Source organism: Clostridium sp. J1101437_171009_A5 (assembly GCF_015547905.1).
In the GTDB taxonomy this organism is placed as follows: domain Bacteria; phylum Bacillota; class Clostridia; order Oscillospirales; family Oscillospiraceae; genus Pseudoflavonifractor_A; species Pseudoflavonifractor_A gallinarum.
Map to the genome: position 1 here is coordinate 74,303 of NZ_JADMVY010000012.1, position 14,919 is coordinate 89,221.

Sequence of the window (14,919 nt, forward strand, 5' to 3'; positions counted from 1 at the left end):
GAAGAATTCGTATCATCCCGCCCTGACGGACCGGTACGAGAGAGGAAGACGGCATGTCCAGAACGAATTACAGTGCCTACATGGCCATAAAAAACAAGATCATGGAGATTTTCCGTACGGAAACCTTCGAAAAAAACAAGCTGCCTTCGGAAGCCGCACTGGCCAGCCGACTGGGAATCAGTCTTGTGACATTGCGGGAGTCGCTGATGATGCTGGCTCTGGAGGGCTATATCACCAAGCGGCACGGCTCGGGCAACTATGTCCACCCCAGTACGCTGGACTATGAGAACCGCAGCTATTACTTCACCGAATATCTGAAAAAAGAGGGCTATCAGACCGCCATCAAGCTGCTCTCTCAGGAGTGGCGTCCCGCCGACGAGGAGGCCCGCAAGATGCTCCGTCTGGAGGAGGGCGAGCGGGTGCTGGTCAACCGTCTGGTCTATCTGGCCGACGATCACCCGGCGGTCTACACCATGGGCATGATGCCGGAAAAGCTTCTCATCCGCACCGATGTGGAGGAGATGTCCTTTGCCTATATCCATGTGCTCATCCGGGATTATATGGGCCGGGATGTGGCCCACGCCCTCAACGAGTATGTGCCCATGGGCGTGCCCGACGAGCTGGTGGACATTTTCAAGGTCCCCAAGGGTACCCCCATCGACAGCAGCCACCAGGTCTTCTATGACATCGGGGATGAGCCGGTGGTCTACAACACCCACTACTTCAACCCCGACTACTACCGTCTGCGCACCCTGCAGAACTGGGATCTGGGCCGGTGATCCCCCCCTCTTGCCAACCGCCGTCAAATGCGCTAGAATGGAGTCATTCATACTGGTATGACAGGAGGAACTTCCCATGAAAGCGTACGACACCATTCACAAGGAAGAGCTGGAGGTAGACCGCCAGGGTCTCATCGACCTGATGCTCAACAACCGTCAGGTGGACCTCTATCTCCCCGAGAAAAAGACCGATGAGGACGGCTACCTCACCTGGGACGTGGAGCACTGGAGCACGGTGGACGGCCGGCGCTTCATCCGCTGCTATTCCCTGGAAGGCCGGGTCCTGCGGGACTCCACCGCCCACAACAAGTACGATCTGGACAACTCCTTCTTCCCCGAGCAGGCCAAGGAAGTCAAGATCAGCTGATTCACCCAAAAAAGCCCCTGCGCTGACATCCATCTGTCAGCGCAGGGGCTTTTCGTTATCTCGTGTTTCCGGATTGCTGCCAGATCACAGCACGATGGCGTTGACCGCTTCGATCAGATCCACCACCGCAGAGCGGGGGATGAGGGAGACCGGCTCCCCGTCGATGACCGCCAGACAGTTCTCCCCGTCGTAGCGGTAGAGCTGGATCTGCACGCTGGGATGGACCTCACTGTCCAGGTAGACCGTCAGGGCGATCTCCTCCTTCTGGGTGGGCTCCTCCTGGGTGAAGCTGTCGGCAGTCAGTCCCTCCAGGGCCGATTGCAGGTCCGCCACGTCCACTTCCTCCTCGCCGAAGCGGAAGGTCTTGTCCTCTCCGCTTCCCTCGGAAGTCAGGTTGTAGACCGTGCCCTCCAGGGTGATGTCCAGACCGGTCACCTGGGTAAAGTCCGCCGTCAGCGCCTCTTTGTGCCGCAGGTCATCATATCCGGCCGCGATCAGCTTCTCATAGCTCTCGCCGGTGATCTGATAGACGATCTCAGAGTCTCCCACCCGGGCATAGGCGGTGATCTCCTCTTCCTCGTCCTCCTCCGACGCGGCGTCGTTCTCGGCCGCAGCCCGCTCCTCGGGAGAGCGGCTGATGTGGAGGGTAAAGGTCTGGCTCTCGCCCTCCTCATCCTCCTCCGGCGTGTACGTGACGGTGACCGTCAGCTCCGGTGCATCCAGTCCGTACTGGGACAGATCCTCCGTCCCGGCCTGATAGGTCATATAGTTATCCAGGGTCAGATTCTCGATCCCGCTGAGATAGCTCTCCACCAGGTTGGTGTCCAGGGGCTTGAGGTCCTCCCCCTCCTGCCGGAAGTAGACGTCCTCGCTGCAATAGGTGTAGGGGCTCTCCTCCGAGTACTCCTGATAGACCACCTGGTAGGAGTCCGCGCCCTCAAACTGAATGCCCGTGACCTGGCCGAACGAGGGGGTCTCATCGTTGGCGATCATGTCGCGGATGGTAATTTCGTAGTCTTCCATGGGATCGTCCTCTACCAGGTAGACGTTGCCGTCCCCGGTGGAGAGATAGCGCTGGGAGTCCATGGTGCTGTAATTGCCCAGCTTGATCTCATAGTCCTCCTCCCCAGCGGAGAGGTGGATGGTGCAGACCGGATTGTCCAGCCCATACTGGCTGTAATCGGTGACTTCCTCGATGATGAAGGCCGCCTCCAGCGCCTGGAAGGGCTCCAGCAGCTCCTGGATCTTCTCCTCACTCACCGGGAAGGCCGCATCCTCGTCGTACTGCCAGGTCTCATCCTTGTGGAAGGCCAGGCTCTCCGATTCGTATTCCCAGGAGAGGGCATCCACCGTCTCGGGGTCGATCTCCAGGACGATCTCGCCGCTGTTGCGGATCTCCTCCTGCCGCTCCTCGTGCTTCACCACGGCGAAGGCGGCGATGCAGACCACCACCAGAACGCCCAGCAGCACATAGAGCCGTTTAGCCCGCTTCATGTTGCTCCCTCCTTCTCTTCACAATGACGCAGACGCCAATGCCCAGGTAGCCCAGGGGGAATACGCCGATCATCAGGGTCTTGAGCAGCGACGCGGTGGAGTCGCTGATGGACAGATAGTTATAGTTCAGGGATTTGCTGCGGATGGCCATGGCCTCGCTCTCTCCGATCAGGGAGGACAGGGCGTTCATGGCCAGATCCGAGTTGGACCCGGAGGAGAGGGCGTTGTACATATCGTCCAGGAAGGCCGCCGAGGAGAACCAGACGATCTGCCCCTCATTGGAGCAGTCGATGGAGAGGCCCACGGCAAAGGGACCGTCCACGTCGCCCTCCTCCTTCTCATAGCTGGTGAGCTGATAGCCCGCGCTCTTGCTGAAGGCCTCCTCCGAGGTGGAGAGCAGCACCGTGACCGCGCTGCCCGCCGTCTCATCCACCGTCATGCCCTGCGAGATGGGCATGTTGGGATAGTAGTGCTCCTCCATGAGGGGGTCGGTGATGGCATGGCTAGACATCTCGGGGAGAAGGACGTAGGGATAGCCGGTATAGTGCTCCCGGTCTCCCTCCACCACGATGCCCTCGGTGGTGCTCACCCCGTAGTCGGAGAGCAGGCTGTACAGATTGCTCAGGGAACCCTCTTCGGTGGGGCCGGCCATGACCAGCAGCTTTCCGCCCGCTTCCGCGTAGCTGGAGAGCATCTCCACCTCCTGCTCGGAGAGGTCGGAGGAGGGCTCATAGATCAGGACACAGTCGGCCTCTTCCGGGATGGCGTCCACGGTAAGGAGGGAGAGGGTGTTGATCTCGATGTTCTCCTTCTCGATCTGCTCCTGGAAATTGTCGGGCAGAGCCTGCTCGCCATGTCCCTCCACCACATACAGCTGGGGGAGATCCTCGGTGACCACATAGTCGATGGCGGAGGTGATGGCACCCTCCCCGTCAAAGGAGGTGTTGTAGGAGTAGGAGTAGATATCGGGCTCCTGGACGTAGATGTCGTCGTACCCGATGAAGCGGCTGCGCTCCCCGCACTCCACCACGAGGCTGTTGTTCTGCACCGTCTCGCTGGTGTACTGCTCGGCAAAGGTGGGATAGACGTCGGGATTCTTCTTGACCACCGTGATGTGGTCGGAGAGGCTGTCATATTTGTTCAGGAGGGTCTCGATCACATCGTCCTCCTCGCCGGACTGGACGATCCAGTAGATGGTCACATCCTCCTCCAGCGCATTGACCACCACCTTGGTGTTGCTGGTGATGGAGTAGAGCTTGCTGGCGCTGATGTCATATTTCGTCAGATTGGCCGGCAGGGCCGAGACCAGGATATTCAGTGCGATCAGGATGGCCAGCACCACCGCGGTGGCGATGAGCGAATAGGAGCCTCCCTGGAAGGCGATGCGGTTTCTCTCCGCCCGTCCCCCGTCAGAAAGGAGTTTCCAGCGTTTCATCAATGATACCTCCTTTTCTCCAGGGACTGGACCGACAGGAACAGGAAAAAGACGATGACCGACAGGTAATAGACGATGGCGGTCAGGTCAAAGACGCCGCTGACAAAGGTATTGAACCGCTCAAAGAGGGACAGCTGCCGCATGATGTTTGGCAGGAGTCCTTCAAAGGCCTCCGGGTCCACAAAGCCCGTGATGCAGATGGCGGCCAGCAGCACAAAGGCGACGGCGTAGGCCAGATACTCGTTCCGGGTCAGATACCGGATCAGCGCACCCAGGGCCAGCACCAGGACGCCCAGGGCGATCACCGTGCCGGCGGCCGTGGAGGAGACATACTCCGAGAGGCTCACGCTGTAATAGTTGAACAGGATCACGGCGATCCCGATTCCGGCCGCCAGACCCTGGTTATCGGTCAGGGAGGAGATGAATACGCCCAGCGCCACCAGGGCCGCGCCCATGATGAAGATGGCCACCAGGGACCCATAGGAGGTGGGCAGGTACACATCGCCAAACTGGGCGAAGATGAGCGGATAGATGGAAATGACGGCCAGGGGGATCAGATAGACCGCCAGCAGGGCCAGATATTTCCCCAAAATCACCTGGGTGGTGGTGATGGGGAGGGAGTAGAGGAGCTGATCGGTCTTCTGCTTGCGCTCCTCGGCAATGACCCGCATGGTCAGGATGGGCACGATGACCACAAAGACGATGCTGCCGAAGCTGAGCACATATTCGAAATTGCTCACCGCCGCCTGCAAATTGTACAGCATGGCGCCGAAGCCCACGATGGCCAGCAGAAACGCGCCGAACACATAGGCGGTGAAGGAGTGGAAATAGCTTCTCAATTCATGCTTTAAAACGGCTGTCATGCGCCTTCTCCCTCCTGTTCCTCCGTGGTCTCTCCGGCCGGTGTCTGGTCGGCCGGGTCTCCGTTTTCGGTCAGCTCCAGGAAGATGTCCTCCAGGCTGGCCCGTTTCAGTGTCAGCTCCAGCAGGGCCTGGGCGATCCCGACCCGCTGCTTGTAGCCCTTGGACAGGGCGGAGATGCGCCGGTTCTTGACCTCAGCGATCCGGACCTGCTCGATCACCGCCTGGATCTGGCGCTCCAGCTCGGCGCCCCGGAGCCCCTTGGCCTCTCCCACGAAGCGCAGGTACTCCGCCGGCGTCTCGTTCATGTAGAGGGGGGGCTGTTCGGGCAGATAGCCGATCAGCTTCTTGGCCTGATCGGCGTCCTCGAACAGATCGAATCCGCCCACTTCCACACGGCCGGAAGTGGCCGACAGACAGCCTGTCATCATATTCACCGTGGTACTCTTTCCCGCGCCGTTGGGCCCCAGGAATCCATACACATGGCCCTCGTCGATCTCAAAAGACAGATCGTCCACCGCCAGGAAATCGCCGTAGTACTTTGTCAAGTGCTCGACCTTGATCATGGAGGAACCTCCTCGCTTGTTATTCTCGGCCTGCGGACGGCCCCCGTCCGCGGGCCTGTCTAGTATACTCCGCCGTCCTAAAGTGAACCTAAAGAAACCGGGATGGCCCCAAAAAATACGCCCCCTTCCCGGATCAGACCCGGAAGGGGGGTAAAACAAAAAAGCGGACCAGCAAAAAGCTGGTCTGCTCCGTCTAGCAATAAAGTGCATTCCTGCGATACTAGGTACAAAAGCCTCGCAGAGTTCTGCCGTCCGCAGACGGCAGAAAAAAGTCCAAATCCGTTTTTTCGAGGACATGCGCCTCGAAAAAACACTTCTCAGCCCACAAGCGTGCGCGCTTTGCGCGTGCGACGCAGGGGGCTGCATCCCCTCTCAAAAATGCAAGCATTTTTGAGAAGCGTGTCGAACTTATTCGACACGCGAAAAAGAGCGGACCAGCAAAAAGCTGGTCCGCTCTCAAATCGTTCCGATTAGTCGGTCACGAAGGGCAGCAGGGCGATCTGACGGGCGCGCTTGATGGCCTCGGTCAGCTGGCGCTGATGCATCGCGCAGGTGCCGGTGGTACGGCGGGGCAGGATCTTGGAACGCTCAGACAGGAAACGGCGCAGCTTGGCCGCGTCCTTGTAGTCGATGTGCTCCACCTTGTCCACACAGAAGGTGCAGACCTTGCGGCGCTTGCGGCCGCGGGGACGCTCTCTATCCATAGCCATGGTACAGTACTCCTTTCAACGATGCTTCCGCAAGAGCCGGAGCGCTTTCGCGGAGCGGAATGGCGCTTAACGCCAAGCCGGAAGAACCGGCTGAACTGCAAAACAGTCGCTCCTCAGAAGGGGAGCTCGCCGTCGTCGTCGGACAGGTCGGCGAACTGGTCGCCGCCGCTGAGCGGCGCGGCATAAGCGGGCGCGGACGGCGCCGGGGCGCTGTATCCGCCATAAGCCGGCGGCGGGGGCGCATAGCCGCCGCCCTCGGCATCCCGCTTGGAGTCGCCAAAGTAGACATTGTCGGCCACGACCTCGGCGCTGCGGCGCTTGTTCCCGTCTTTGTCGGTCCAGTCGCGCAGCTGGAGGCGGCCCTCCACCACGGCCAGGCGGCCCTTGGTGAAGAAGCGGGAGACGAACTCAGCCGTCTGCCGCCAGGCCACGATATCGATGAAATCGGTGGCCTTTTCGCCGGTGGTCTTGTCTTTGAAATCCCGGTCCACCGCCAGAGAGAAGGAGGCCACAGGGGTCCCCGTCTGGGTGTGGCGGAGCTCAGGATCCCGGGTCAGGCGACCCATGAGGATAATGCGATTCAGCATGGAAGCGCCTCCTTACTCATCCTTGCAGATGATCATGGAGCGCATCACGCCGTCGGTAATGCGGAAGATTCGGTCCAGCTCCTGGGGGAAGGCGGGAGCGGAGCTAAAGGTCATCAGGACATAGTATCCCTCGTTCAGGTCGTTGATGGGATAGGCCAGATGGCGCTTGCCCCACTCGTCAACCTCGGCCAGAGTGCCGTTGTTCTCGACCAGAGTCTTGAACTTCGCCACCAGAGCGGCGGTAGCCTCCTCGCCCAGGTTGGGATCGAGGATGTAGACGGCCTCGTAGTTCGCATTCAGCTTTGCCATTTTCGTTGCACCTCCTTATGGACATATGGCCCCCGTATCATGCGGGGGCAAGGATGTGCTTGTTTTCTAAACAAGCTTTTTTATTATATCGGATTTTCCGGGAAAGTCAAGCCCCTTTCCCCATTTTCTGCAAAGATTTCTTTCCGCCTTTATTGCGGTTCCAGGTACTCGGACGGGACCTCTCCGATCACATGGTCATCATTGAACACCAGGATATCGCCGGATTGATACGCCTCTCCATAGACGGTCTCCCCTTTTTCCAGCTTCTGGGGAAACAGCATCCGGATCAGATCGTCCCCGCCTTTGACCGTCAGCGTGCTTCCGCGATAGCTTTCATTTACATACCGTTTTACGGCGACCGTTTCTTTGACGGTGTACACCTGCTCATAGGACGTGCTGTTTTGCTCATAGTACGCATGCTCCGCATATCCGTGCACGACAAATACCGGAACGATCAAAATCAGACAGGAGAGCAGGCTGAAGAGCACACTGCTTCCCGTTTTGGGGGTCTGATACGACTTGCGGAAGAACACCGCGAACAGCAGGGACAGCACAACTGCAGCCAGGATCGACCACAGAAAAACGGCGTTTTTATGGATCGTCAGGGTGCCAAGGGTTTCCAAGCTGACGCTCTCGAGCCATCGCTGCGACAGACAGAGGCTCTGCTTGAACACGCTGGTGGCGAACGCCCCAAACACCAGGAAGAGCACGCCGGGGAGCAGAAGATAGACTCTCTTGGTAGAGACAGCTTTCGAGATGGACACAAAGAAGGTATAGATCCCCCCGATGACCGTCAGAAATGTGGTGATCGTAAAGAGGAGCACATACATCTCCGTGACGATATGATAGATTCCGCCGATGGCAATGAGAATGGCCGCCAAGATGACATATACAGGGATGATATAGACAAAAATCATACTCTCTCCCCCTTTTTGTACCTTACATGCATTTTAGCACATCAAAGCGTGAATGACAAGCAGAGAACCCCTCCCGCAGTTTGCTGCTACTATATCGGATATCTGGAGGAAGGCCGCACCTCTTTCCCATTTTTTTGCAAAATTTTTCTCTCGCCCGTCCTCCCCCCTTTTGCAGGCGGCCCTTTCATGTTATAGTAGTACAGAATCTGTGCTTTTGAGAGGAGGACGGATATGTCCGGCGATCTGACCCGCGGCCCCATCACCGCCACCATGCTGCTCTTTGCGCTGCCCATGATGCTGGGAAATCTGCTCCAGCAGTGCTATAACGTGGCCGACACCCTCATCGTGGGCCGCTTTCTCGGTGCCTCTGCCCTGGCGGCGGTGGGGTCGTCCTACACCCTGATGACCTTCCTCACCTCCATCCTGCTGGGACTGTGCATGGGGAGCGGGGCCGTCTTTTCCATCTGCCATGGCGCCGGGGACAAAGACCGGCTCCAGCGCAGTCTGGCCGCCTCCTTCCTGCTCATCGGCGGGGTGACTTTGGTCCTCAACCTGGCAGTCTTTCTCCTGCTGGACCCCATTCTCACCCTCCTTCAGGTACCACTGGATACCCGCCCTCTGATGCGGGAGTACCTATGGGTGATCTTCTGGGGCATTGCGGCCACCTTCCTCTACAATTATTTTGCCTCTCTTCTGCGGGCAGTGGGCAACTCCCTGGTGCCCCTGCTCTTTCTGGCGGTGTGCGCCCTGCTCAACATCGCCCTGGACCTGGTCTTTGTCCTGGTGTTCCACTGGGGAGTGGCGGGAGCGGCCGGGGCCACGGTGCTGTCCCAGTATGTCTCGGGCCTGGGCATCGGCCTTTACACCTGGGTGCGCTGTCCCCAGTTCCGCCCCGATCGGAGCAGCTTCCGCATCCGGATGGAGCAGCTGCGGGAGATCGCCCAGTTCTCCTTCCTCACCTCCCTCCAGCAGTCGGTGATGAACTTCGGCATTCTCATGGTCCAGGGGCTCATCAACAGCTTCGGCACCACCGTCATGGCCGCTTTTGCCGCGGCGGTCAAGATCGACTCCTTCGCCTATATGCCGGTGCAGGACTTCGGCAACGCCTTTTCCACCTTTGTGGCCCAGAATTACGGCGCCCGGAAGGCCGGGCGCATCCGCTCCGGCATCCGCAGCGCCGTGGCGGCCGCCCTGCTCTTCTGCGTGGTGATTTCGGCGGCGGTCTGTCTCTTTGCCCGCCCCCTGATGCTCCTCTTCGTCCAGCCCGAGGAGGTGGAGATCCTCGCCATCGGCGTGCAGTACCTCCGGGTGGAGGGGGCCTTCTACTGCGGCATCGGGTGTCTCTTCCTCCTCTACGGCCTGTACCGGGCGGTGGGCCGTCCCGGGATGTCCCTGGTCCTCACCGTGATCTCCCTGGGGACTCGGGTGCTGCTGGCCTACACCCTCTCCGCCATCCCCGCCGTGGGCGTGCTGGGCATCTGGTGGTCGGTGCCCATCGGCTGGCTCCTGGCCGATCTGGCCGGCTTCCTCTACTACCGCCGCCGGCGGGCCGTCCTCTTCGCCGGGCTGGAGGAATCGGCGGTCTGATCCTGCTCCTTTGTGCCTTTTGTTGCGCTTTCTCTCCACATTCGGTATACTGTATGTGCAATCATCCAGCAAGATCGTGAATCGGAGGTGCGCGCCATGAAGAGAAACATCGCGTTGCTGCTGCTTGGTATCCTCCCCCTGCCGCTGGGGTATGCCCTGAATTTCGTCATACTCTCTCTGCCCAGTTCCAGCATTTTGCTATATGCCGTATCGATCGGTTTTCTGCTCCTCTGGGTCCTGCTGGCCCGCCGCGTCTCCGCCCGGGAGGGGCGGCCCATCGTCCAGGCCCTTCTCCTCAGCGCCTTTGGTCTTTTGATGCTCCTCCTGGCGTTCTATCAGGAATTGGTGATGGGACGATACTGGGTCAACCTGTTTGGCGCTGCCCCGCAGCTCTACTTTCTCCCCCTTCTGTCCCTGGGCTTTACCCTCTCCAATGTTTTGATCCAGCCCTTCCTGCCCACTTTGGAGATGTGGCTCGTCTACCTTCTGGCCTGGCTCCTTTTCTTTGCCGCCGGGTGCGCGGGCTGCTTTTGGAAGACCAGAGGCAAATGATCAAAACAAAAAACATCCTCCCCACGGCCGTTCCGACCACAGGGAGGATGTTTTCTTTTATTTGGAAGTAACTCTTACAGCACCCGGGCCTTCTCCTTGATGAAGTGGCGCAGCCAGTCCCCGGTGGCGGGGTGGTCCAGGGCAAAGTCCAGGGTGGCCTCCAGGAAGCCCTGGAGGTTGCCGGTGTCGTAGCGGCGGCCCTCAAAGTCCACCGCCACCATCCGGTCCCGGCGGCACAGCTCCTTCAGGCCGTCGGTGAGCTGGATCTCTCCGCCGTAGCCCGGCTGGAGGTTCTCCAGGATGTCAAAGATATCCGACTTGAGCACATAGCGGCCCAGGATGGCATAGTTGGAGAACATCTGCTCAGGCCGGGGCTTCTCATTCATGTCGGAGACCGAGAAGATCCGCTCCTCCAGGGGGGAGATCTTGACGGAGGAGTACTTGGAGATGGCCTGGGTGGAGACCTTCTGCACGCCCACCACCGACGCGTCGTACTTCTCGGCCGCCTCGATGAGCTGCCGGGTGACCGGCTTGCGGGCCCGCATGATGTCGTCGCCCAGGAGCACGGCGAAGGGCTCGTCTCCCACGAAGCGCTTGGCCCGCCAGATGGCGTGGCCCAGGCCCTTGGTCTCCTTCTGGCGCACATAGAAGATGTTGGCCAGATCGGCGGCCCGGCGCACCTCGGTGAGCTCCTTCTCCTTGCCCGCCTGATTGAGCCGGGTCTCCAGCTCGGGATAGTAGTCAAAATAGTCGTCCATGGCCGACTTGGCCCGGTTGGTGACGATCAGGATATCCTCGATGCCGGCCTCCACGGCCTCCTCGATGATATACTGGATGACCGGCTTGTCCACCATGGGAAGCATTTCCTTCGGTACCGTCTTGGTGGCCGGAAGCATCCGGGTGCCCAGCCCCGCGGCGGGGATGACAGCTTTACGCACTTTCACAGTGAAAGACCTCCTCAGTAATCAAATTCAAAGGATTGTCCCCAGTGTACCACAGTTTGGGGAAAAAGGCCAGAAAAACCGCCGCTCCCGTTACCGGGAGCGGCGGGGCATCCAAGGAAACTCAGTTTTTCTCGGTACGCAGGCGTCCGGCCGGGATCTGGGCACGGAGGACACCCACACGGGGCAGAACGGTCAGCAGGATGGATCCCAGCACATAGCAGGCCAGCAGCTCACCCAGGGCAACCGTCACGCCATTGAAAGCGAACATCCCCCAGAAACCAGGGCCAAAGCCCACCTCATACCAGGTGATCATGGCGCCCACGATCACGCCGTTGCACAGCACCGGCGGCAGCGGAGCCAGCCAGCGGTTGGGCATCCGGGCCGTCCAGAGGGCGGCCAGCAGCGTGGCCAGGGAACCCAGCACGATATCCAGCGGGCCCACGGTGCTCATCAGGTTGGTCACCAGGCAGCCCACAAAGAGCCCCGGCGCCGTGGCCGGAAAGAGGAAGGGGAGCACGCACAGTGCCTCGGCAAACCGGCACTGGATGGGCCCATAGGTCAGGCCGAAGAAGTTGCCGAAGTAGCTGAGTACGGCGTAGAGGGCGGCCACCATGGCGGTCATGGTCAGCTCCCGGGTGCGGGTACGGGTGTTCTGGGGTTGATTGACTTTCATATTGAATTTTCCTCCCATTTTTTGTTTAGAGAACGGATCGGGGGCCTGCCCCGCCGAACGAACACGGCTGCGCCGTGCTTGGACTGGGTTGGAAACCAGTCGGGAGGTATTCTAGCATGTTTCCCGCGCCTTGTAAAGGGGGAGCGCTTACCCCTGCTCCTGGCTGGCCAGGAACTGCCGGAGCTTCTCGGCCGCCTCGCCGCCCAGGGCAAAGCTGTGCTCCTCCTTGGGGCGCATGGCCTGCATGACCACGCCGGCCTGCTGGGCCAGGCGGCCCTCCTTCACCAGGATCAGGAGGGAGGCCGAGTTTTCCGCGTCCTGCACCGCCCGGTGGGCCTCCCCCGCAAAGCGGTACTCCGCCGCGCCAAGGGCATTCTGCAGGGAGAGCGGATTGGAGCGGGAGAGCCCGATGAGCCGGGTATACACCGCCTGGAAGTCGATCCACCGCTGGTTGAGCTGCCAGGGGAGCTCAGCCTCCTTGAGCCAGCTCTCATCGTAGAGCTGGTACTGGTCGCTGCGGCTCCAGGAGTAGATGCGCCCTCTCCCCTCTCCGATCCAGGCGGCAAAATCCTCCATGGCCGGGGCAAAGGGCTTGGCCCCCGCCACGTCGGCGTCGGTGATGCCGGTGAGCTGGGTGATCCGCTTGTGGATGGGGCCGTACTCCGGCTTCACATAGCAGGAATAGCGGTCCACCAGGCGGTATTCCCGGTCCAGCTTGACCGCCCCGATCTCCACGATCTCGCTCCGGGCGATCTCCCGGGCCTCCCGGTATTCCCGGGGAATGGGATTCATCTCAAAATCCAGAAAAATATGCGTATCGTACATGTGCGCCCCTTCTTTCTCCTCCCGCTCCGGGACCTGGGTCGGGCGGTTGTTCTCAGATGTGCAAAGACCATTATAGCATCCCCGTCCGCTCTAGCAAGTATCGCTCAGATACTTTGTCCCTCTGGGGCCTTTTTTGCCGAAAATACACAATCCTCCCCTTGACAAGCGGCCCAGCCTTCGCTATTATATCAGCAGAACCGGTTTTTTCCGGCTCCGGTCTGAGTTTGAACTCAGGACCGGCTCTTTTTTCTTTCGTATTGTGGAACTTGATTCCGCAATATGAAATGCAAAGAGGGCAATCGCTGTGATTGATTGTTCTGCCCCCGGTGCGGCCTTCCCACCGCACCCCGACAGAATGCAGGGAGGAATAAATCATGTTTACCAACAAACTCAAACACGACCTCTACGCCGGTAAGACCTGTTTCGGCACCTTCATGTGCCTGAACTCCACCGACGTGGTGGAAATCGGCGGCCTGGCCGGCTTCGACTTTGTCATTCTGGACTGCGAGCACGGCTATCTGTCCCCCGAGGCCACCATGCATCTGGTGCGCGCCGCTCAGGCGGGCGGCACCACCCCCATCACCCGGGTCACCTTCAACGGTGAGACCGAGATCCTCCGCGCCCTGGACGTGGGTTCCCACGGCGTGCAGGTCCCCCAGATCAACACCCGGGAGGACGCCGAGCTGGCTGTCCGCCGCGCCAAGTACTACCCCATGGGTATCCGCGGCTCGGCTATGACCCGCTCCTGCGACTACGGCAAGACCCCCTTTACGGACTACATCGAGCACGAGAACGCTGAGACGCTGGTCTCCGTCCACATTGAGAACATCATCGGCCTGCAGAACATTGAGGAGATCGCCGCCGTGGATGGCGTGGACGTCCTCTTCCTCGGGCCCTACGACATGTCTCAGTCCATGGGCATCCCCGGCCAGACCGATCACCCCCGCATCCAGGAGGCCGCCGACATCGTGCTGGCCGCCTGCAAGAAGTACGGCAAGATCCCCGGTGTGTACGCCGAGTACCCCGAGATCGCCAAGATGCGTGCGGAGCAGGGCTTCCAGTACATCCCCATCGGCATGGCCACCACCCTCATCACCCGCGCCTTCACCGACCTTCTGCACAAGGTGAAGGGTGAATAAGTTTTTCCTTTCCCATTTTCCCAAAACTCTTTGACTCAAGCAAAAGCGCCGCGTCCGAAACGGGATGCGGCGCTTTTGCGTGTCCCGGGCCCCGGGACGGGGGTTGCGGCACGTCCCCCGGGGCGGTATAATAGGAAGGCAGGCCGCGCCCCGCCGGGGAATGGCCCCCACCCTGCTGCGGCAGAGGAAAAAGGAGTGTTTTACGATGCAGAAACCCGTTCTCGTGGTCATGGCCGCCGGCATGGGCAGCCGGTATGGCGGACTCAAGCAGGTGGACCCTGTGGGCAGTCACGGCCAGCTCATCATCGACTATTCCATCTACGACGCCCACCGGGCCGGATTTGATACCGTCGTCTTTGTCATCAAGCGGGAGCTGGAGGAGACCTTCCGCTCCTCCATCGGCGACCGGCTCTCCCAGGTCATGGAGGTCCGCTATGCCTACCAGGAGCTCACCGATCTGCCCGAGGGCTACGCCGTGCCCGAGGGGCGTGTCAAGCCCTGGGGTACCTGCCACGCGGTGCTGGCCGCCCGGCATGTGGTGGACGGCCCCTTCGCCGTCATCAACTCGGACGACTACTACGGCCCCGAGGCCTTCCGGACCATTTACGACTATCTCCTCTCCCATCCCGACGGGGACTACTATGAGTACGCCATGGTGGGCTACCTGCTGGGCAACACGGTCACCGAGCACGGGCACGTGGCCCGGGGCGTGTGTGTGGAGGATGAAAACCACTACCTCCGCCAGGTCACCGAGCACACCCACATTGAAAAGGACGGGGACCACGCCCGCTTCACTGAGGACGGCGGCGCCACCTGGTCCGCCCTGCCCGGGGACACCATCGTGTCCATGAACCTGTGGGGCTTCACCCCCAGCTTCCTGCGGGAGGCCCAGTCCCGCTTCCCCGCTTTCCTGGACCGGGCCCTGGCCGAGCAGCCGGAAAAGGGGGAGTACTTCCTCCCCAGCGTGGTCAGCCAGCTCATCGACGAGGGCAAGGCCCGGGTGCAGGTCCTGCGCAGCCACGACCGCTGGTACGGCGTCACCTACAAGGAGGATAAGCCCACCGTGGTCCAGGCCATCGCCGACATGACCCAGCGTGGCCTCTATCCCGAACAGCTCTGGAAATAATCAGTCCCTTGGCCGGATCTCCGCTCCCCGGAGGTCCGGTCTTTTTTTC

General features: G+C 60.4%; 17 protein-coding genes. 6 read left to right on the forward strand and 11 right to left on the reverse strand.

Features of this window, described 5'->3' with window-relative positions:
* Positions 1-53 precede the first annotated feature (53 nt).
* Positions 54-779: a GntR family transcriptional regulator gene (locus I2C21_RS14510; protein WP_193537254.1), complete on the forward strand. Its 726-nt coding sequence runs from the start codon at positions 54-56 to the stop codon at positions 777-779.
* Positions 780-855: 76 nt separating this feature from the next.
* Complete coding sequence (locus tag I2C21_RS14515) at positions 856-1,146, forward strand: hypothetical protein (protein WP_101691859.1); 291 nt, start codon at positions 856-858, stop codon at positions 1,144-1,146.
* Positions 1,147-1,230: 84 nt separating this feature from the next.
* On the opposite strand, the gene I2C21_RS14520 is transcribed toward I2C21_RS14515, so the two are convergent.
* The 8 genes from I2C21_RS14520 to I2C21_RS14555 form a co-directional block, all read right to left on the reverse strand.
* A complete protein-coding gene (locus I2C21_RS14520; protein ID WP_195279602.1) occupies positions 1,231-2,640 on the reverse strand; it encodes a DUF4340 domain-containing protein in 1,410 nt (469 codons plus the stop codon).
* Positions 2,627-4,075 carry a Gldg family protein gene (locus I2C21_RS14525; RefSeq protein ID WP_195279603.1) on the reverse strand — a complete coding sequence of 483 codons (1,449 nt, stop codon included), beginning with the start codon at positions 4,073-4,075 and terminating at the stop codon, positions 2,627-2,629. The genes I2C21_RS14520 and I2C21_RS14525 overlap by 14 nt, the downstream gene beginning before the upstream one ends.
* Positions 4,075-4,938, reverse strand: coding sequence for an ABC transporter permease (locus I2C21_RS14530; RefSeq protein ID WP_193537250.1), 864 nt, complete (start codon positions 4,936-4,938; stop codon positions 4,075-4,077). Before I2C21_RS14530 ends, I2C21_RS14525 begins: the two co-directional genes overlap by 1 nt.
* On the reverse strand, positions 4,935-5,501 hold the full coding sequence (locus I2C21_RS14535; RefSeq protein ID WP_286167312.1) for an ABC transporter ATP-binding protein: 567 nt from the start codon (positions 5,499-5,501) through the stop codon (positions 4,935-4,937). Before I2C21_RS14535 ends, I2C21_RS14530 begins: the two co-directional genes overlap by 4 nt.
* A 470-nt stretch (positions 5,502-5,971) precedes the next feature.
* Positions 5,972-6,211, reverse strand: a complete 240-nt coding sequence (gene rpsR / locus I2C21_RS14540) for a 30S ribosomal protein S18 (RefSeq protein WP_087238992.1) — start codon at positions 6,209-6,211, stop codon at positions 5,972-5,974.
* 113 nt (positions 6,212-6,324) lie between these two features.
* Complete coding sequence (locus tag I2C21_RS14545) at positions 6,325-6,798, reverse strand: single-stranded DNA-binding protein (RefSeq protein WP_101691856.1); 474 nt, start codon at positions 6,796-6,798, stop codon at positions 6,325-6,327.
* 12 nt (positions 6,799-6,810) lie between these two features.
* A complete protein-coding gene (gene rpsF / locus I2C21_RS14550; protein WP_101691855.1) occupies positions 6,811-7,107 on the reverse strand; it encodes a 30S ribosomal protein S6 in 297 nt (98 codons plus the stop codon).
* Between the two features lie 149 nt (positions 7,108-7,256).
* Positions 7,257-8,024, reverse strand: a complete 768-nt coding sequence (locus I2C21_RS14555) for a hypothetical protein (RefSeq protein ID WP_195279604.1) — start codon at positions 8,022-8,024, stop codon at positions 7,257-7,259.
* 231 nt (positions 8,025-8,255) lie between these two features.
* Here I2C21_RS14555 and I2C21_RS14560 point away from each other — a divergent pair, with 231 nt between their 5' ends.
* On the forward strand, positions 8,256-9,611 hold the full coding sequence (locus tag I2C21_RS14560) for an MATE family efflux transporter (RefSeq protein WP_195279605.1): 1,356 nt from the start codon (positions 8,256-8,258) through the stop codon (positions 9,609-9,611).
* Positions 9,612-9,707: 96 nt separating this feature from the next.
* Positions 9,708-10,163 (forward strand): hypothetical protein, encoded by a 456-nt coding sequence (locus tag I2C21_RS14565; protein ID WP_195279606.1) that lies wholly within the window; start codon positions 9,708-9,710, stop codon positions 10,161-10,163.
* Positions 10,164-10,237: 74 nt separating this feature from the next.
* Here I2C21_RS14565 and galU read toward each other — a convergent pair whose 3' ends face one another.
* The 3 genes from galU to I2C21_RS14580 form a co-directional block, all read right to left on the reverse strand.
* Positions 10,238-11,107: a UTP--glucose-1-phosphate uridylyltransferase GalU gene (gene galU / locus I2C21_RS14570; RefSeq protein WP_101691851.1), complete on the reverse strand. Its 870-nt coding sequence runs from the start codon at positions 11,105-11,107 to the stop codon at positions 10,238-10,240.
* A gap of 121 nt (positions 11,108-11,228) precedes the next feature.
* On the reverse strand, positions 11,229-11,780 hold the full coding sequence (locus tag I2C21_RS14575; protein WP_195279607.1) for a QueT transporter family protein: 552 nt from the start codon (positions 11,778-11,780) through the stop codon (positions 11,229-11,231).
* A 147-nt stretch (positions 11,781-11,927) separates the two neighbouring features.
* Positions 11,928-12,605, reverse strand: coding sequence for a 3'-5' exonuclease (locus I2C21_RS14580; RefSeq protein ID WP_101691849.1), 678 nt, complete (start codon positions 12,603-12,605; stop codon positions 11,928-11,930).
* 374 nt (positions 12,606-12,979) lie between these two features.
* On the opposite strand from I2C21_RS14580, the gene I2C21_RS14585 reads away from it, so the two are divergent.
* Both I2C21_RS14585 and I2C21_RS14590 read left to right on the forward strand, forming a co-directional pair.
* A complete protein-coding gene (locus I2C21_RS14585) occupies positions 12,980-13,744 on the forward strand; it encodes an HpcH/HpaI aldolase family protein (RefSeq protein ID WP_186963407.1) in 765 nt (254 codons plus the stop codon).
* Between the two features lie 205 nt (positions 13,745-13,949).
* Positions 13,950-14,870, forward strand: coding sequence for a sugar phosphate nucleotidyltransferase (locus I2C21_RS14590; protein WP_195279608.1), 921 nt, complete (start codon positions 13,950-13,952; stop codon positions 14,868-14,870).
* The last annotated feature ends 49 nt before the right edge of the window (positions 14,871-14,919 follow it).